The sequence below is a fragment of the Blochmannia endosymbiont of Camponotus sp. genome (assembly GCF_023586365.1).
Taxonomy (GTDB): domain Bacteria; phylum Pseudomonadota; class Gammaproteobacteria; order Enterobacterales; family Enterobacteriaceae; genus Blochmanniella.
Map to the genome: position 1 here is coordinate 48,119 of NZ_CP097759.1, position 19,323 is coordinate 67,441.

General features: G+C 29.7%; 11 protein-coding genes, 1 tRNA gene and 1 pseudogene. 6 read left to right on the forward strand and 7 right to left on the reverse strand.

All coding sequences use genetic code 11. The features are described 5' to 3' along the window. Nucleotides 1-34 precede the first annotated feature (34 nt). Complete coding sequence (gene nuoN, locus M9407_RS00210; RefSeq protein WP_250237152.1) at nt 35-1,525, forward strand: NADH-quinone oxidoreductase subunit NuoN; 1,491 nt, start codon at nt 35-37, stop codon at nt 1,523-1,525. Nucleotides 1,526-1,625: 100 nt separating this feature from the next. Here the strand turns inward: nuoN and yfaE are convergent, their stop codons facing one another. The 4 genes from yfaE to ubiG all read right to left on the reverse strand — a co-directional run bounded on the left by yfaE (nt 1,626) and on the right by ubiG (nt 6,493). After that, nucleotides 1,626-1,916 carry a class I ribonucleotide reductase maintenance protein YfaE gene (yfaE, locus tag M9407_RS00215; protein WP_250237154.1) on the reverse strand — a complete coding sequence of 97 codons (291 nt, stop codon included), beginning with the start codon at nt 1,914-1,916 and terminating at the stop codon, nt 1,626-1,628. Next, nucleotides 1,891-3,021, reverse strand: coding sequence for a class Ia ribonucleoside-diphosphate reductase subunit beta (gene nrdB / locus M9407_RS00220; protein ID WP_250237156.1), 1,131 nt, complete (start codon nt 3,019-3,021; stop codon nt 1,891-1,893). Before nrdB ends, yfaE begins: the two co-directional genes overlap by 26 nt. A 62-nt stretch (nt 3,022-3,083) precedes the next feature. Further along, the gene (gene nrdA, locus M9407_RS00225; protein ID WP_250237158.1) at nt 3,084-5,366 is read right to left on the reverse strand and encodes a class 1a ribonucleoside-diphosphate reductase subunit alpha; all 2,283 of its coding nucleotides are present in this window, start codon (nt 5,364-5,366) and stop codon (nt 3,084-3,086) included. 377 nt (nt 5,367-5,743) lie between these two features. Continuing rightward, the gene (ubiG, locus tag M9407_RS00230; RefSeq protein ID WP_250237161.1) at nt 5,744-6,493 is read right to left on the reverse strand and encodes a bifunctional 2-polyprenyl-6-hydroxyphenol methylase/3-demethylubiquinol 3-O-methyltransferase UbiG; all 750 of its coding nucleotides are present in this window, start codon (nt 6,491-6,493) and stop codon (nt 5,744-5,746) included. 246 nt (nt 6,494-6,739) lie between these two features. Between ubiG and gyrA the strand changes: the two genes are divergently transcribed. The 3 genes from gyrA (at nt 6,740) to M9407_RS00245 (ending at nt 12,260) form a co-directional block, all read left to right on the forward strand. Continuing rightward, on the forward strand, nt 6,740-9,277 hold the full coding sequence (gene gyrA / locus M9407_RS00235; RefSeq protein WP_250237163.1) for a DNA gyrase subunit A: 2,538 nt from the start codon (nt 6,740-6,742) through the stop codon (nt 9,275-9,277). Between the two features lie 690 nt (nt 9,278-9,967). After that, the gene (locus tag M9407_RS00240) at nt 9,968-11,089 is read left to right on the forward strand and encodes a porin (protein WP_250237165.1); all 1,122 of its coding nucleotides are present in this window, start codon (nt 9,968-9,970) and stop codon (nt 11,087-11,089) included. A gap of 88 nt (nt 11,090-11,177) precedes the next feature. After that, nucleotides 11,178-12,260, forward strand: coding sequence for a D-alanine--D-alanine ligase family protein (locus tag M9407_RS00245; protein ID WP_250237167.1), 1,083 nt, complete (start codon nt 11,178-11,180; stop codon nt 12,258-12,260). Between the two features lie 8 nt (nt 12,261-12,268). On the opposite strand, the gene M9407_RS00250 is transcribed toward M9407_RS00245, so the two are convergent. Next, nucleotides 12,269-12,342, reverse strand: a tRNA-Pro gene (locus M9407_RS00250). Nucleotides 12,343-12,610: 268 nt separating this feature from the next. After that, entirely contained in the window at nt 12,611-12,904 is a 294-nt protein-coding gene (gene rplY, locus M9407_RS00255; RefSeq protein WP_250237169.1) for a 50S ribosomal protein L25, read from the reverse strand. Nucleotides 12,905-13,785: 881 nt separating this feature from the next. On the opposite strand from rplY, the gene folE reads away from it, so the two are divergent. Continuing rightward, nucleotides 13,786-14,451 carry a GTP cyclohydrolase I FolE gene (gene folE / locus M9407_RS00260; RefSeq protein ID WP_250230840.1) on the forward strand — a complete coding sequence of 222 codons (666 nt, stop codon included), beginning with the start codon at nt 13,786-13,788 and terminating at the stop codon, nt 14,449-14,451. Nucleotides 14,452-15,465: 1,014 nt separating this feature from the next. Here folE and metG read toward each other — a convergent pair. Continuing rightward, nucleotides 15,466-17,100, reverse strand: a pseudogene (gene metG / locus M9407_RS00265) (methionine--tRNA ligase); the annotation flags it as partial. A gap of 568 nt (nt 17,101-17,668) precedes the next feature. Between metG and gndA the strand changes: the two are divergent. Next, on the forward strand, nt 17,669-19,078 hold the full coding sequence (gndA, locus tag M9407_RS00270; protein ID WP_250237171.1) for an NADP-dependent phosphogluconate dehydrogenase: 1,410 nt from the start codon (nt 17,669-17,671) through the stop codon (nt 19,076-19,078). Nucleotides 19,079-19,323: the final 245 nt, after the last annotated feature.

Here is a 19,323-nt window from a genome sequence, read left to right on the forward strand (position 1 = left end):
TTACATTATAACGATAATAGGATCTTGATTTATTATGCTAATAACTTGGACACAAATAATTCTATTGCTGCCTGTACTAATTATTGGAATGACAATAGTTATGATTATGTTATCTATTGCATATCGTCGCAATTTATTTTTACATACTTCATTAACAATATTCGGATTTAGTTTAGCGATTGTATCGATTGGATTGGTATGGAACCAAAGAGCTCGAGACATTTTGCAATTAATGTGTGTTGATAATTTTTCTATATTATACATAATATTGGTGTTAGTTTCTGGTTTATCAAGCTCCGTATTGGCTTATAAGTGGTTGTTAATTTATCCAAGTAAAAATCGCGACGAGTTTTATTTATTATTACTTATTTCTAGTATTGGCGGCATTTTATTAGCAACTACGAATCATTTAGTAATATTATTTTTAGGGATGGAACTGATTTCATTGCCGTTATTTGGGTTGATAGGTTATTCTTTTTTTAAAAAATTTTCTTTAGAAGCAAGTATTAAATATATTATATTATCGGGGGTATCTTCATCATTTATATTATTTGGTATAGCATTGATATATGCTGCAACTGGTTTTTTATCTTTTACCAGTATTAGTCAATTGTTACGTTTACATATTATTGCGTCGAATCAATCTATACTTATATCAACCATAGGACTAGGTATGATGATGGTTGGGTTCGGGTTTAAACTGTCATTAGTTCCTTTTCATTTATGGACTCCTGATGTATACCAAGGAGCGCCATCTTCAATATCGTTGTATCTGACAACTAGTAGTAAAATAGCTACGATATCTGTATTGATACGATTGTTTATGGTATTTCCTAATCAGTATAATAGGGTATTTTGTATATTTTTATCAGGTATTGCATGTTGCTCAGTGTTATTTGGCAATTTAATGGCTATTAAACAAGATAATATTAAGCGAGTTTTAGCTTATTCTTCAATTGCACATACAGGTTATGTTTTAATTGGTGTAATTGCGGTATTACAGGCCAACCCCATTGCTTTGGAAACTATCGGTATTTATCTTGTAAGTTACGTTTTGACTAGTATTGGTGTATTTGGTATTATCAGTATAATGTCGGTTTTTTATGCCAATGAAGACACAGACGTAGATTCCTTATTTTTATATCGTGGTCTTTTTTGGCATCGCCCAATGTTATCGGTATTATTTACGATCACTATATTGTCTTTGGCGGGCATACCTATGACATTAGGTTTCATTGGAAAATTTTATTTGTTTGTTTTGGGAATAGACAGTAAATTATGGTGGCTTACTATTTTTATAGCAATGAGTAGTGTTATCAGTATATTTTATTATTTAAGAATTATAATAAATTTATATCTTAATCCCATAAATCGTTTAAATATCAATTTTGATTCTTTATCTAATTGGAGTGTTACTCCTGATGGGATAATAGTGATTATAGTATCTTTTTCTATATTATTTTTAGGATTATACCCAAAGCCTTTGATTTATTTTATGCATTTAATATATCCAACGGTAATTTGATTAAAATAAAAATGTAATTGAAGGATTGTATATTTTAAATTATTTAACGAATGGTTTTATGTGTTTATGAATTCATAATGATGCCGTTTAAAACACATGTTTACAGCAATTTTAATACAATATGTTCTGTAGGAACACAGCAGCATATAAAAATTTCATTGGGACATATATAACCCAAAGGTTCTGTGTAATATTGTATTTTTCCTTTTATTAATAAGGCACGGCAACTTCCACAGTACCCCGATCGACATTGATAATTTAGTGATGGTATATGATGCATTTCCAATGCTTCTAATAGGGAACGATATTTTCTGCTATTATGCGCAAATTGTATATTTAGGTATTTTTTTTTCAAAAAAAATATTTTACAATTGAAAGTCATGGAATTCATTTTCGTCAATATTAGGGTCTATTTGACCTACTAGATAAGAACTGGCTTCTACTTCTTGTGGAGCTACTTGAACATTATCTGATGATAACCAAGAGTTAATCCAGGGTATCGCGTTAGATCTAGTATTGAAGGGCGTTCCTAGTCCGATTGCTTGCATACGTATGTTGGTAATATATTCAATGTATTGACAAAGTATATCTTTATTTAAACCTATCATAGAGCCATCTTTAAATAAATAGTTAGCCCAATTTTTTTCTTGTTCTGCAGCCATTAAAAATAGCGCATAACTTTCTTGTTGGCATTCTGTACTGATATCAGCCATTTCTGGATCATCTGCCCCAGAGCGCATCAAGTTTAGAATATGTTGAGTGGCGTTTAAATGCAAAGCTTCGTCACGTGCTATAAGTCGTATAATTTTTGCATTACCTTCCATTAGCTCTCGTTCAGCAAATGCAAAAGAACAGGCGAAGCTTACATAAAAACGGATAGCTTCTAGCACGTTAACACTAATTAAACACAAATATAGTTTCTTTTTAAGTTCATGTAAGTTGATTACAACAGTATTATTATTAATTTGATGAATACCGGGGCCTAAGATATGATAATAATTGGTTAATTCAATTAAATTATCATAGTATGTTGAAATATCTTTAGCTCGTTTCAAAATTTCTTTATTACTGATAATATCATCAAATATCAAAGATGGATGATTAACGATATTACGAATAATATGGGTGTAGGAACGGGAGTGGATGGTTTCAAAAAATGACCAAGTTTCTACCCAAATTTCCAGTTCTGGTATAGAAATTAATGGTAGTAATGCGATATTGGGGCTACGTCCTTGAATAGAATCTAATAAGGTTTGGTATTTTAAATTGCTAATAAAAATGTGTTTTTCATGGTCTGGTAATGATTGAAAATCTATACGGTCTTTGGAAATATCTATTTCTTCTGGGCGCCAAAAAAACGAAAGTTGTTTTTCAGTTAATTTTTCAAAAATGGAATGTTTTTGTTGATCAAATCGAGCGATATTTACTGGTTGTCCTAAAAACATCGGTTCGAGTAGTTGATTATTTTTATTTTGAGAAAAGGTTGTATAAATCATTTTTATTCCTTTGTTAAAAGCAAATATAAATATGTGGGTTTTAGTAAATAGTCGTTGCTGTTCTAAATTGTACAAGCATCACTTGTACAAATATTTGATTGGTTATGTGGTAGTGTTTTTTGTACATCTTGAGCTCCATCACGGGTGTTATGATAGTATAATGTTTTAATGCCAAGTCTGTATGCGTATAATAAATCTGAAAGTAGCTGTTTCATAGGTACTTTGCGTTCCGGAAATCGAGAGGGATCGTAATTAGTATTAGTTGAAATGGATTGGTCAATGAATTTTTGCATAATTCCCACTAATTGTAGATATCCTCGATTGTCCGGTATTTGCCATAATAATTCATAATCAGATTGTAGTTTAATAAATTCAGGTACTACTTGACGCAAAATTCCGTCTTTTGAAGCTTTTATGCTAATGTAACCTCTGGGAGGTTCTATGCCATTAGTAGCATTAGAGATTTGCGACGAAGTTTCTGATGGCATTAATGCAGATAATGTAGAATTTCGTAATCCATATTTTTTAATCTTAGCACGTAAATCTTCCCAGTTATAATGTAATGGTTCATTAATAAGTGCATTCAGGTCTGCTTTATATGTATCAATAGGTAATATTCCTTTTGAATATGAAGTATCATCAAACCACTCGCAAGATCCTTTTTCTTGAGCTAAATTGTTAGAAGCTTTTAATAAATAGTATTGAATAGCTTCGAAAGTACGGTGTGTTAGCTTGTTAGCACTACCATCTGAATAGCGTACCCCATGTTTAGCGAGATAATAAGCATAATTAATTACTCCAATTCCTAAAGAACGTCTTCTTACAGCACTACGTTGCGCAGCAGGAATAGGATAATGTTGATAATCTAATAGAGCGTCAAGAGCTCGTACTATTAAAGTAGAAAGTTCAGATAAGTCATCAAGATTTTCAATATTACCAAGATTGAAAGCAGATAATGTACATAAAGCAATTTCACCATTATGGTCATTAATATTATTTAAAGGTTTTGTTGGTAATGTTATTTCTAGGCATAAATTAGATTGACGAATTGGAGCGGCAATACTATCAAAAGCACTATGAGTATTACAGTGATCTGTATGTTGAATATAGATTCTTCCAGTAGAAGCTCGTTCTTGCATCATTAAAGAAAATAATTCTATCGCTTTAATTTTTCGATGTCTAATATTACGATTATTTTCATATGTATTATATAAGTGTTCGAATTCGTTTTGATTGTTAAAAAAAGCTTCATATAATCCTGGTACATCAGACGGGCTAAATAGTGTAATACATTTTCCTTCAATAAGACGTTGGTACATTAATTTATTGATTTGTACGCCATAATCTAAATGACGTATTCGGTTAGAATCTATTCCACGATTATTTTTCAAAACAAGTAAATTTTCTATTTCTAAATGCCAAATAGGATAAAATAGTGTGGCCGCACCCCCACGTACTCCTCCCTGAGAGCATGATTTTACTGCTGTTTGAAAATGTTTATAGAATGGAATACATCCGGTGTGGAATGCTTCTCCGTTACGTATTGGACTACCTAATGCTCTAATGCGTCCAGCGTTAATACCTATTCCAGCGCGTTGCGCAACATATTTTACAATAGAACTAGATGTTGCATTGATAGAATCAAGACTATCATCACATTCGATTAATACACAGGAACTAAATTGGCGTGTTGGTGTACGTACTCCAGACATAATAGGTGTTGCTAAAGAAATTTTAAAAGTTGATATCGCATTGTAAAATTGTTGAATGTAATGCATCCGAGTTTTTTTGGGATATTTAGAAAATAAACAGGCTGCAGTTAATATATATAAAAATTGAGCACTTTCATAAATTTCTCCGGTTACTTTATTTTGTACTAAGTATTTACCTTCTAATTGTTTTACAGCAGCATATGAAAAATTCATGTCTCGCCAATGATCAATAAATGTATCCATTTGATGAAATTCTTCCGCATTGTAATCATCTAGCAAGTGTTGATCGTATTTACCAATTTTTATTAATCGCAATACATGATTATACAGTTTTGGTGGTTCAAATTGACCGTAAGCTTTTTTACGTAAATGAAATACTGCTAAACGTGCTGCTAAATATTGATAGTCTGGTTCTTCCTCGGAAATCAAGTCCGCTGCTGCTTTTATGATTGTTTCTTGAATATCGGAAGTTTTTATTCCATTATAAAATTGTATATGAGAACGCAATTCTACTTGTGAAACAGAGACTTGCTCTAATCCTTTGGCGGCCCAATTAATAACTCGGTGAATTTTGTCAAGATTAATAGGTTCGTGATGACCGTTTCGTTTAGTAACTAGTAGAGTTTGGTTCATATAAATGTATACCTGTTGTGAAATACTAATAATATTAGGCCATAGTAATTCGTGATGAATAAATTATGGCCAGACTCGTGATAGTTCGGTGAATTAATAATGACATCATAATTTTTATGTATAATAAAAATAGTAATTAATTAAATAGTAATGCAGCGGAGAATATTGCATGGTTCCTATTTAGTATAAATATTCTAAATATCAATAGTAACTGATTGTGCCTATAAATACATGTGATTATGCTGTACCGTATTATTATTTTAATATACTTGAACAATTAGATTATGCATTCAATATTATATTATATTGATTATATTAAAAAAATTATCCTTGTAATAGTAAACGTTTATTGTTTATTAATTTGTAATCGCTCTATGTTATATAGAGCGATTATTTCTTAGTTTAGCATGTAAGATATAGTTTGTATTAAGGTTACGTATTAAGGCGCATTTATTCGTGCAGGGATTATAGCATAATCCGGTAATGTTTTGTTCTTCTAAAATGGTAGAGTCAATCCATCCTAGTAGTTCAGATGGGGTAATAAATTTATTAAAATTATGCGTACCTTTTGGAATAACACGAAAGATATATTCAGCGCCTATTACAACGAACAGCCATGATTTAAATGTACGATTTAATGTGGAAAAAAATACTGATCCATCTATCTTAATCATGGTAGAGCAAGCATGAACGATTGATGAAGGGCGCGGTACATGTTCTAAAACTTCCATACAGGTTACTACATCGTAGTGATTAGAATGGTTTAAAGCATGGTTTTCTATTGTTTCTTGTATGTAATGAATATTCAAACCTTGATGTAAGGCATGTGATTTTGCAACTTCTAAAGCAGAAGCATTGATATCTAACCCAACAACTTCTGCGCCTGCTTGGGCCATACTTTCTGATAAAATACCTCCACCGCATCCAATGTCTAATATTTTTTTTCCAAATAATCCATTACTGTGTTCAATAATATAATTAAAGCGTGTTAAATTAATGTGATGCAATGGTTTAAATGCATTAAAAGGACCCCACCATTGAGATGAGGATGTTTTGAATGCATCGATTTTCTTTTTATTCATATTCTTTTGATTTTTTGTAAGTTCATCAATAATTATGTCTTTCATGTTAAGATCTTCTTAAAATAAGGAAAAGAGAATGCTATAGATTTGAATATTAGTATATAAATTGTTTACAACTATCAGTTCGTTGAAATATGGTTATGAACTGATTTATGTATAACATAGATAAATACATTTATCTTTGTAGAATAATTTAAATATTACTAAAACAGTTTATATTATAGTTTAATAGATTATTTAAATAATTTTAAATATATATATAAATTGAAAATAAATAGAGGATACACATGCATGAATGATTTTGCTAAAGAAATCACACAAATTAACATAGAAGAAGAATTAACGCATTCTTATTTAGATTATGCTATGTCAGTGATTGTTGGGCGTGCATTGCCAGATGTTCGAGATGGATTAAAACCTGTGCATCGTCGTATATTATTTGCCATGCAAGTACTTGGGAATTGTTGGAATAGAAATTATAAAAAATCAGCTAGAGTAGTAGGTGATGTTATTGGAAAATATCATCCTCATGGGGATACAGCAGTATATGAAACTATAGTGCGCATGGCACAACCTTTTTTAATGCGTTATGCTTTAATAGATGGACAGGGTAATTTTGGTTCAATAGATGGTGATCCAGCGGCGGCTATGCGTTATACTGAAGTACGTATGTCTAAAATAGCAAATGAATTATTGTTAGATTTAGACAAAGAAACTGTTGATTATGAACTGAATTATGATGGCACTGAGAGTATTCCAGGAATATTACCTGCTAGAATTCCAAATATTTTGGTTAATGGTTCTTCTGGTATTGCTGTAGGAATGGCTACTAATATCCCTCCTCACAATCTTTCTGAGGTAATTAATGGATGTTTGGCGTTTATAGATAATGAGGATATTACTGTTGAAGGACTAATGAAATATATTCCGGGTCCAGATTTTCCTACTGCTGCTATTATTAATGATAGCGGTGGTCTGAAAGAAGCATATAGCACTGGACGAGGTAAAATTTATATTCGTGCTCGATCGGAAATTGAAACTGATGTTAAAAGTGGTCGTGAATCTATCGTAATATATGAAATTCCTTATCAAGTTAATAAGGCTCGATTGTTAGAAAAGATTGCGGAATTAGCAAAATTAAAACGTATTGAGGGAATATATAATTTGCGTGATGAATCTGATAAGGATGGTATGCGAATAGTTGTTGAAATTAAACGTGATGCTATTAGTGAGGTAATTTTAAATAATTTATATTCTTTAACTTCTTTACAAACTTCATTCGGCATTAATATGGTAGCGTTACATCAAGGACAACCAAAAATTATGTCGTTAAAAGACATTTTATCTGCTTTTGTATGTCATCGTCGTGCAGTGGTAATACGTCGTGTTACTTTTGAATTAAAGAAAGCTCGTAATCGCATTCATATTTTAGAGGGATTGGCGATCGCATTGTTTAATATTGATTCAGTTATTGAACTTATCCGTCAATCTAATAGTTCTGTGGAAGCTAGTTCTGTGTTAACATCTTCATCGTGGAATGTAGGCAATGTTTTTGACATGAAACAGAGAACTTCTATTGACTTGATGAAACCGGAAGGTCCAGAAGTAGAGAATGCTGTTCACAATAATCAATATTACCTGACTAAGAATCAAGTGCAATCTATTTTAGATTTAAAGTTACATAAACTTACTACTTTGGAGCATGAAAAATTATTAAAAGAATATAGTAGTTTGTTAGAAAAAATAGAAAATTTGATCTCTATTTTAAAAGATCCTAAATGCCTTATGAAGGTAATCCGTCAAGAATTATTGGTGATACAAGAGGAGTATAACGATTCTCGTCGTACTGAAATTAGTAGCAATATTGAAAATATTAATGTCGAAAATTTAATTAATCAAAAAGATGTAGTAGTAACTTTATCATATCAAGGTTATGTTAAATATCAACCATTAACAGATTACGAGGCGCAAAAACGGGGAGGAAAAGGAAAATTAGCAACACGAATTAAGGAAGAAGATTTTATTACGCGATTACTAATAGCGAATACTCATGATACGGTTTTGTTATTTTCTAATTATGGGCGTATATATTGGATGAAAGTCTATCGATTACCTGCAGCTAGTCGTGGATCACGAGGTAAACCAATTATTAATTTGTTGCCATTAGATGTGAATGAACGAATTACTGCTATTTTACCAATTCAAAACTATACAACAGGACATCAAGTATTTATGGCGACTAGTAGTGGAGTTGTAAAAAAAACACCACTTACTGAGTTTAGTCGGCCACGTAATGTTGGTATTATTGCATTGAATCTTAATGATGGGGATGAATTAATTGGAGCTGATGTAACTGATGGCAGTAATGAAGTAATGTTGTTTACTGCTTACGGAAAAGTTGTGCGATTTAAAGAAACACAGGTGCGAAGTGTAGGTCGCTCGGCGATCGGCGTAAAAGGTATTCATTTATTACAAGGTGACCGCGTAGTATCTTTAATTATACCAAAAGATAAGAGTTCTATTCTTACTGTTACTCGCAATGGTTTTGGAAAACGTACTAATCAATCAGAATATCCAATTAAGTCTCGCGCGACTCAAGGCGTGATTTCTATTAAGGTTACTGAGCGAAATGGTAATGTAATTGGTGCTGTGCAAGTAAATCAATCTGATCAAATAATGATGATCACTGATTCCGGCCGATTAGTACGGACTCGTGTTTCTGAGGTTAATATCATTAGACGTAATACTCAAGGGGTGATGTTAATTCGTACAGCATGCGATGAATGTGTAGTTGGGTTACAGTGTGTTGTTGAGTCAGTAGAGAGTTAAAATTGTTTTATTTAAGTCAGTATCGAAGAGAATTTATTGTCATTAATTTTCGGTTTTAATAATGAAATTTTACTCAATAATAAGAGATGTTTGCGTTTGTGCAATTAATATTGCATTTTGTGTTGTTTAGTCATGTATTCTTTTTATATTTATTATGTTAATATATATGTGGTATATAGTAATTATTTTTAATATAATGATACAAAATAATTACTATAATTTATGAAATAGTTAATTAGAGTAGTGATTATTTAACTTGAGATAATGCAACTAATATGCAATTCATATTATGATGTGATCATTTTATTATTAATGTGAACATTGTGATTATAAGTAATGTTATATTTAATGATAGAAGTTGTTAGTTATAGGTATTAAGTGAGAGATCGTCATGTATTAAACAGTAAATAATATAGATAGGGCGAAACAGGTAGGTTCTTTTTTATGTTGTATGAGTAGGATTTAGTTTTTGTGTGCGTTGTTCAAATATGAGTGGAATTGTTGGGGAATTGTATTTTAAATATGCCGATATAGTTGATACAAAGTGGCAAAGTAGGCGGTTTATTATGTAAATAAACAGGAATGGGTTGGCGTATATAAAGTGCTGATTTATTCTTAAAGACAGTTAATATTAGGTGTTATTGACTTGTTAAATAGTATTTTTTACTTACTATATGGTGAGGTATTAATATGAAATTACGGTGTTTTACTAGCCTGGTTGCAACTATGGTGATGGCAAGCACTGCCGGGGCTTCTGAAATTTACAATAAGGATGGAAATGTATTAGATATGTTTGGTAGTCTTGTTGGAGGTCATTATTTTTCTAAAGATAATACTAAAAATGGGGATAATTCGTTTGTAAGATATGGTTTTTCTGGAACAACATATATTAATGACCAAATTATTGGTTTTGGTATGTGGGAGCATGAAATTTCCTTAAAGAATACCGAAGGAACTATTGTAAATAATAATGATAAGGTGTTGCTTGGTTATGCAGGAATAAAATTTGGAAATTTAGGAAGTATTGATTATGGAAGAAATTATGGAGTATTGTATGATGTGGGAGCATGGACGGATGTAACACCAGGATTTGGAGGAGATATATTATTTGTAGATAATTTTTTATCTAATCGTAGTTCAAATGTGATTACATATCGTAATAAAAATCTTTTTGGTTTTGTGAATGGACTAGATTTTGCCTTACAATATCAAGGTAAAAATGATGTGAACAAAGCAACGGGTCGTACTTTAAAAACGGCTAACGGAGAAGGATATGGGGTGTCCGCGTCTTATTCATTGGATAATGGATTTGCTGCGTCCGCGGCTTACACTAATAATAAACGTATCATTGAACAAACTGGTTTAGATAGCAATCTTTGTTGCAATGATAATGCTGAAGCGTATTCCTTGGGTATAAAATATGATGGAAACGGCATGTATGTAGCAGTTACTTATGGAGAAACTTATAATATGACTCCATTTGGAAGTTTTTGTGATAATCTTAATCCAGAATATATTTATGGATTTGTTAATAAAGCTAAGAATGTTGAATTAGTGGCCCAATATCAGTTTGATTTTGGTTTACGCCCTTCTGTGTCTTATTTGTATTCAAAAGCTGATGATGCGGAAAATGATGGTTATAGAAACTTCTTAAAAAAATGTGTTACAGTTGGAACAAGTTATATTTTTAATAAAAATATTTGTACCACTATGGATTATAGAATTAATTTATTACATAAGGATAGTTTTACTAGAGCGTCTCAGATTTGTACCGATAATGTTGTCGCATTGGGCGTAGCTTACGTATTTTAAAAACCGGTCAACATTTAATACTAAAACAGGCGAATTAATATTATATTAATTCGCCTGTTTTAGTATTAAATGTATCAAGGAATGGAGTATGTCTAAATTATGTATTGGTATTATTTGTGGGGGTCGTTCTTTAGAACACGAGATTTCATTGAAATCAGCTATGTGTATTGCACAGTTTATTGATAAATTGCGTTTTGAAGCTATGATTTTATGGATAGATAAAAAAGGATATTGGCATTTGAAAGATATCGACTTTAATGATTTATCGTATAATAAAAATGATAAAATTTCTATTTTGTTACAAAATTGTCCTCATCAATTTAAATTTCATACTAAAAATATAAATATTTTATTAAAATTTGATATTATTTTCCCTGTAGTTCATGGAACGCTAGGAGAAGATGGTGCTTTGCAGGGTTTATTGTGTATGATGAATTTACCATTTGTTGGGTCTAATGTTTTGAGTTCATCTATAGGGATGGATAAAGACGTATCTAAATGTTTATTGCGTGACGCGGGTTTATCTGTAGTACCGTTTAAAACTGTTTTGGCTCAGGATCAGCATAATATAGATTTTGATTATTTTGTTTCTATTTTTGGATTGCCTTTGTTTGTGAAGCCATCAAATCAAGGGTCATCGATAGGAGTATCGAAAGTTACTAAATTTAAAGATTTTAACTTAGCATTAATCAAAGCTTTCTCTTTTAGTAATAAAATATTGATAGAACCAGCTATTATTGGAAGAGAATTGGAATGCGCGGTATTGGGTAATGATAATCCAAAAATTAGTGTATGTGGTGAAGTTATATTATCAAATAATCATTTTTATACTTATCATGACAAATATGTGGAGCATAAAGCACAGATCATGATACCTGCTTTAATTAATGATGCTATAAGCGATGATATTCGTCATATTGTTTTACGTGCATTTCAAGTATTAAATTGTTCTGGAATGGCACGTGTCGATGTTTTTTTAAATTTGGATAATAAAATTTTTATTAACGAAGTTAATACGTTACCTGGATTTACTTGCGATAGTATGTATCCTAAATTGTGGGAGGCAAGTGGATTAAATTTTCAATCGCTAATTACGAAATTGGTAGAATTAGCGTTGGATCTACATGATAAAAATAATTATTTTTATCATGTAGATAATGCTGTTATTTAAAAATATTTTCGGCATGAGAGGATTTGAACCTCTGATCCCCGACACCCCATGCCGGTGCGCTACCAAGCTACGCTACATGCCGTTTTAAGTTTATTATAAGAAATTTGTAAAAAAATAAATATACAACTGTAGATTATATATCCTGAATATGATTGTTAGCTTTTGTTTGTGATCACTCAGATCTTTTTATATATATTTGATGTTATATGTACTGGTATTTTATTATTTTACGTTAATATATTTATTGAATTCAATTTCATTAGTTATTAATTATAATTTTATTGAATGGTTAATGTGTATTTGTATTTTATGATACAAGGAAGATATATTTATAAAAATAAATTATGTTATTAAGCACGTGTAAAATCAATATGCATTACTTTGGGCTTGAAAGGATGATATTGTAGTTCTTGCACTTTAACTGCAATAGGTTGTTGATTTTCAAGAAACAATAGAATGACATTATTTTTGTATAATTGTATTATAGCTTCAGGATGTAATATATCGTTTTGATTCAATGTAATGGGTACACTTGGTTCATTGCCTCTATTGTAGATAATAGCTGGACATTTGTTTTGTTTACGTAATCGTCTTGTTGCGCCTTTTTTGTGATAAATACGTAAACTAGCTTTGATTGTTAACATTATTGTCATACCTAATTAAATATTTTTATTAATAGTTTGATTATAATATCTATAAATTTACAACGATGATTTCTCTTACCACATGATACAATATAAATAACCATTTATATAGTTAAATATTATATGCAATAAATGTTGTTTAGTATTGTCTGTCGCAATGAATTTTCAATTGAATCATTTCAACCGTTTAATGTATTAAACAATGAAGGTAATTGAAAATTGAATACTCATACCTTATTAGGTTCATCTGATTATAGCAGTTTGTATGTCAATATATGAAAATTATAAAAATTCTGGGGATTTATAGTGCTATACTCATAATATTTAATTGAATTTGATATCTTATTTTATTTCAAGGGATTTGCGATATTATAAAACTGATAAAAATGTAATAGGATAAATATTTTCAATGATTTGATCAATTTTTAAAAATTTTGATTATTTATAAAATATTTTTGATAGAAAAAAATATGTTAAAAATGAATGAATAAATACAGTTTTATTTCCATATTTGTAATACATTAATGGATAATATAACTCTATTTATAGATTCAAAATTATGAATGTGATTCACGGAGATATTTATGCATAAAAATGAGGAATACATGATTGATGTTTTTGTATAAATCATAATATTTATTTTTACAATATGAAAGTGTTGGTAATGTTTAGGTGTTTTTTATAACAAATGTAATTATATAAATAAGATCTAAATAATTTAAAAACTAATATACTTGATTGTGGGTTTGTAATAATAAAATATGCATTTTTAATATTAATCAATGTATACTTGATTAATATTAAATTTGTTTTGAAATTGATGATAAGTACAATATTTTACATGAAAATTTTTTAGTGAATGCATTTTTAGAGAAAGTTATATGTCTATTTTAACACAAGAAGCGCTATTAGTACGTGATGCTTTATCAGTTCGAGGATTAGAAAATCCATTAATTGAGTTGAATATTAATCATCAAATACGTAAACGTCGTATTGAAGACCATATGAGAGCTATTGTGCATCTTCTTAGTCTCGATTTAGAACATGATAGTTTATTAAATACTCCTAAACGTATAGCTAAGATGTATATAGAAGAAATTTTTTCAGGTTTAGATTATTCAAATTTTCCTAAAATTGCAATTATTCAAAATACAATGCAAATCAATGAAATGATCACAGTAAGGGGTATTAATATCACTAGCACTTGTGAGCATCATTTTATTGTTTTTAATGGCAAAGTGACTATTTCTTATATTCCAGAAAAAAATGTGATTGGTTTGTCAAAAATAAATAGGATAGTACGATTTTTTTCTAAAAGACCTCAATTACAGGAACGATTAACAAAACAAATTTTTTTAGCGTTGCAAACCTTACTTAATACAAATAATGTGGCAATATTTATTGATGCAGTGCATTATTGTGTCAAAGCTAGGGGTATTCATGATGTTAGTAGTACTACGACTACTACTGCATTAGGGGGGTTATTTGAATCTAATACGAATATTAGAAAAGAATTTCTGCATGCAATTATGTATTGTAACCATTGATTTATTTTTATTTAAAATTTAATAAAGTTATTATATATAACATAGAATATGAATTCTAAAATATAGCAATTTGCTTATAATATGTATTTAAGTATTTGTAATAGATAAATATCGAAGTATAACAAATTATACTTCGATATGAAATATTTCATGCTTATGTGAATAGATATTAGAGTCGTTTTAGGGATTTGTTTTTATCAATATAAAATTGTAACTGTATATCTGAATATATATTTAAGTAGAAAATCATTTATGTAGTTTTTTATTAAATAAATTGATCTAAGAATTTATTTTTTATGATTAAGCGTTTAAAAAAAAGATCATAAAAATTGAAATTTCAGTGCACTTGATTTTATCTCTGTTAATTCATAATATGATTTATATGTCTATATGTATATTATGTTTGGACTCGCTCAGTTTGATTGCAATGTAGTGGAGTGGGGGAGTGTTGTCTTGAGAGGTTATATTTTAAATGGAAACATGAATGAGTATAGAGTTAAAAACAAAAATTTTTTAAATTATATAAAAACATTGATATGGATGTTGTATGTAAGTAAAATAAATTCTATCAAGTAATAGCCCTGTAAATGAAAGGAATGATTATAATAAAATTTTTTAATATTTAATTTTTTATTGTCATTAATTTGATAATAATTGTCGTCTACAAGACGACATATGTTAATATAGCGTTGTTTCATTTTAAAATACTTTAATAGAATTAATAGTATTAATTGTTGTTGTATCTTAATGATATTAAGAAATGTTTTCATTTATTTGAATTAAGATATTAAATATAATATTAAATTAATGTATACTGCATCTTTTTAGGTGATGTTTTTCTAAAACAAGAGTCTATGTATGTCTTCATTTTTGATAATAAATTCACGTATAGTTTTCATTGTGTAGCATATGAACTAATATAGTTGGTTTGTTTTGATGTTATTGTCTTTATATTAAATAGTGATTTGGGCTGTGTATTTATACATTATTGTTATTCGGAACGTGCTCATGTAATTGAGATGTGTTTGTTATGGATGCAATTTGGTCGGGATGGATTCGAGAAAAAATTATTTTGAATTCATTAATTCTATGATTTGATAAAGGCACAGAAAGACTGTCCCATGTAAGACGAGTATTGAGAAAGCATTCACTATAATTGGCTAATTTAGGCAAGACAGGTTTCAAATAGATCATCAGCACACGAAACAATTGAATACCCATAGAATAAATAGATAATGCCTCTTGTCTGCGGTCTGGTTTTTTTGCGATGTGCCACGGAGCATATTTATCTATGTAACGATTAGCTTCATCTGCTAATTTCATAATTTCACGCATTGCGTAATTAAAATCTCTTTTTTGAAATAATTTCCCTATAGCATGTCTGGATTCAATAAACATATTGTATATAACTGGATTTGTTAATGTATTCGATAATTGGCCATTATAATATTGATGTATAAAACCAGAATTTCTAGATGCTAAATTTAATACTTTATTAATAATATCTGAATTTACTCTAGTAATGAAATCCGATAAATTTAAATCTATGTCGTTAGTATGAGATGAAAGTTTCGTAGCATAATAATATCTTAAATAATCTGGGTTTAAATATGATAAATAAGTACTTACGTTGATGCAAGTCCCTTTAGATTTTGATATTTTAGATCCGTTTAAGGTAACATGTCCATGAACAAATATATTAGTTGGTTTACGAAATTGACTGCCTGACAAAATAGCCGGCCAAAATAGACAATGAAAGTAAATGATATCTTTACCTATGAAATGATATAAGTCTGTTTTGGAATTCGAGCTCCAAAAATCGTTAAAAGATATATTTTTGTTTTTTTTGCATAAGTTTTTAAAGGTACCCATATATCCAATAGGGGCATCCATCCACACATAAAAATATTTTTCTGAAGAATTAGGAATCTTAAATCCAAAATAAGGAGCGTCTCTAGAAATATCCCATTGTTTTAAACCTAATTTAAACCATTCTTCTACTTTGTTGGCTACTTCTTTTTGTATACTTCCTGATCGGATCCATGTACGTAATGTATCAGTAAAAGCTGGTAAATCAAAAAAGAGATGTTTGGACTTGCGTATTATCGGGGATGTTCCAGAAATAACTGATTTTGGGTTTATAAGTTCTAAAGAGGTATAAATAGTACCACATGTTTCACAATTATCTCCATATTGATTATCTGCTTTGCATTTTGGACATGTACCTTTAACAAATCGATCTGGCAAAAACATATTTTTTTTGGAATCATATAATTGAGAAATAAATTTAGATTTGATGAATCCACGTGCTTTTAATCGAAAGTAAATGTCATATAGTAATTCACGAGTTTCTTCGCTGTGAGTAGAATAATAGTTATCATAGCTAATTCCGAATTTGTAGCAATCTTGTTGATGTTCTTGTCGTATTTGAGCAATCATTTGTTCTGGCGCTATGTTCATGTGTTGTGATTTTAACATAATGGCAGTTCCATGCGCATCATCTGCACAAATAAAGTATACGCAATTGCCTTGCATGCGTTGATAACGAACCCAGATATCTGCTTGTATATGTTCTAACATGTGTCCAATATGAAGAGAACCGTTAGCGTAAGGCAGGGCACAAGTAACTAGCATTTTTTTTGCAGTCATAATAGTTTTAGTTGGGCTTAAAAATTTAAATATATTGTATGACGATATATATTGTAGATAATGAAAACGTAATGGTTTTTCATGATTACATCACGAGTGTATAGTATATATTATATTTATATATATTACAATAATTAAAATTGTATTTGGTTTTTTAATAGTTTTTTTTGATGTTTTAATGTTGTTGTAATAGTAGTTGTATGTTTAATAAAAATTCTATTTTATAATTTATCACGCGTTTTAAATTTAATATAGCACGGGCGTAATAATAGTTTGTATTATGATGTATAAAATACATATATGTATACGGTCGCGTCTGTAGGATATTTTTAAATAAATTATTCACAATTATTCACAATTGGATTTGTTAATTACGATTTTATAACATTGTTATAAGCTTATTGTTATTTTTGCGTTGTGTATTCATGTTTAAATATTGTTTAAAACTTTTTATTTTTATATTGGAGTATTTATGTATAATATTTTTATATTATGAACCAGATACAAATTAGTTATTATTTAACTATTATTAAAATATATAACATACTTATACCATAGAGGAGTAGACATGTTTAAACAACAAAAGATTGGTATTATCGGTATGGGTGTTATGGGTCGAAATTTAGCGTTAAACATCGAAAGCAAAGGTTATTATGTTGTCATTTACAATCGTTCTAAGGATAAAACCGATGCAGTTATTACTACTAATCCAAAAAAAAATATTATCCCATGTTATTCAATAGAAGAGTTCGTGCTATCCTTAAATAAACCTCGTTTTATATTTTTAATGATTACATCAGGAACGCATATCGATAATATTATAAAAATATTATCCCCTTATATGAATTCGGGAGATATTTTAATTGATGGAGGTAATTCATTTTATAAAGATACTATGCGTCGTAATCTTGAGTTATCAAAAAAAGGGATAAATTTTATTGGAACTGGTATTTCTGGGGGAGAAGAAGGGGCTTTAAAGGGGCCATCGATTATGCCCGGAGGGCATATTGATGCATACAAAATGGTTGAGCCGGTTTTTAAAAAAATTGCTGCTCGCGTTAATGATGAAACTTGTGTTGCATATATAGGACCAAATGGATCTGGTCATTATGTCAAGATGATACATAATGGCATAGAGTACGGAGATATGCAAATAATTGCTGAAATATATTTTTTTATAAAAAATATATTTCATTTAACTCATGAAGCATTAGGAGAAATTTTTAATCAATGGAATCAAGGCGAATTAAATAGCTATCTTATTGAAATAACAAGTCGCATCTTCATTAGAAAAGATGCTAATCATGGTTGTATTCTTGATTCTATACTAGATGTGGCTGGAAATAAAGGTACTGGAGCATGGGCCAGTCAAGATGCAATTGATTTAGGAATACCGTTAAGTATGATTACTGAATCAGTGTTTGCTCGTTATATATCTGTACTTAAAAAACAACGTCTCGAAGCATCAAAAATATTGTTAGGACCTAATAGAAGAAATTGTTTTGAGAGTAAATGTTTATATCTAGAAAAGGCGCGAAAAGCATTGTATCTTAGTAAGATTATTTTATATGCGCAAGGTTTCTATCAATTGAAAATCGCGTCTGATAAGTATCATTGGGATTTAAATTACAAACAAATTGCTCAAATTTTTCGTGAGGGATGTATAATTAGATCAAAATTTTTACAAAAAATCATTGATATTTATTCCCAAACTCCGGATGTCACTAATTTATTGTTATCTCCGTATTGTATCAATATCGCGAATGATTATCAACAAATGTTGAGAGAGGTGGTAGTGTGCGCCATTAAATACGGTATTCCAATGCCTGCGTTATCTGCTGCTATAGCTTATTATGATAGTTATCGCAGTAATGTGTTACCTGCAAATCTTATTCAAGCTCAAAGAGATTGTTTCGGAGCACATACTTATACGTGTTTTAATAAAAAAGGTACGTTTCACACTGATTGGTTAAAATAAATATAAGGAGAATATTGTTTTAATATTAATTAAATAATTTAAATAACACCCAATATCCCACATATAATGGGATATTGGGACATCAAAATTTATTAATTTTTATTCATTTAGGACGGTTTATTGTTGCATGTATAATAAATTAATTGGTATTCCTGTAAATATATTAATATTGGATTGTATATATCATTACTAATAAAAACGAATAATTGTTTGGTTGTCATTATGTTATTTTATGTAAATAATGT

Excerpts from the sequence above, each read along its gene's own strand:
- nuoN (WP_250237152.1), top strand. The coding sequence starts at position 35 with ATGCTAATAACTTGGACACAAATAATTCTATTGCTGCCTGTACTAATT.
- yfaE (WP_250237154.1), bottom strand. The coding sequence starts at position 1,916 with ATGAATTCCATGACTTTCAATTGTAAAATATTTTTTTTGAAAAAAAAA.
- nrdB (WP_250237156.1), bottom strand. The coding sequence starts at position 3,021 with ATGATTTATACAACCTTTTCTCAAAATAAAAATAATCAACTACTCGAA.
- nrdA (WP_250237158.1), bottom strand. The coding sequence starts at position 5,366 with ATGAACCAAACTCTACTAGTTACTAAACGAAACGGTCATCACGAACCT.
- ubiG (WP_250237161.1), bottom strand. The coding sequence starts at position 6,493 with ATGAAAGACATAATTATTGATGAACTTACAAAAAATCAAAAGAATATG.
- gyrA (WP_250237163.1), top strand. The coding sequence starts at position 6,740 with ATGAATGATTTTGCTAAAGAAATCACACAAATTAACATAGAAGAAGAA.
- M9407_RS00240 (WP_250237165.1), top strand. The coding sequence starts at position 9,968 with ATGAAATTACGGTGTTTTACTAGCCTGGTTGCAACTATGGTGATGGCA.
- M9407_RS00245 (WP_250237167.1), top strand. The coding sequence starts at position 11,178 with ATGTCTAAATTATGTATTGGTATTATTTGTGGGGGTCGTTCTTTAGAA.
- rplY (WP_250237169.1), bottom strand. The coding sequence starts at position 12,904 with ATGTTAACAATCAAAGCTAGTTTACGTATTTATCACAAAAAAGGCGCA.
- folE (WP_250230840.1), top strand. The coding sequence starts at position 13,786 with ATGTCTATTTTAACACAAGAAGCGCTATTAGTACGTGATGCTTTATCA.
- gndA (WP_250237171.1), top strand. The coding sequence starts at position 17,669 with ATGTTTAAACAACAAAAGATTGGTATTATCGGTATGGGTGTTATGGGT.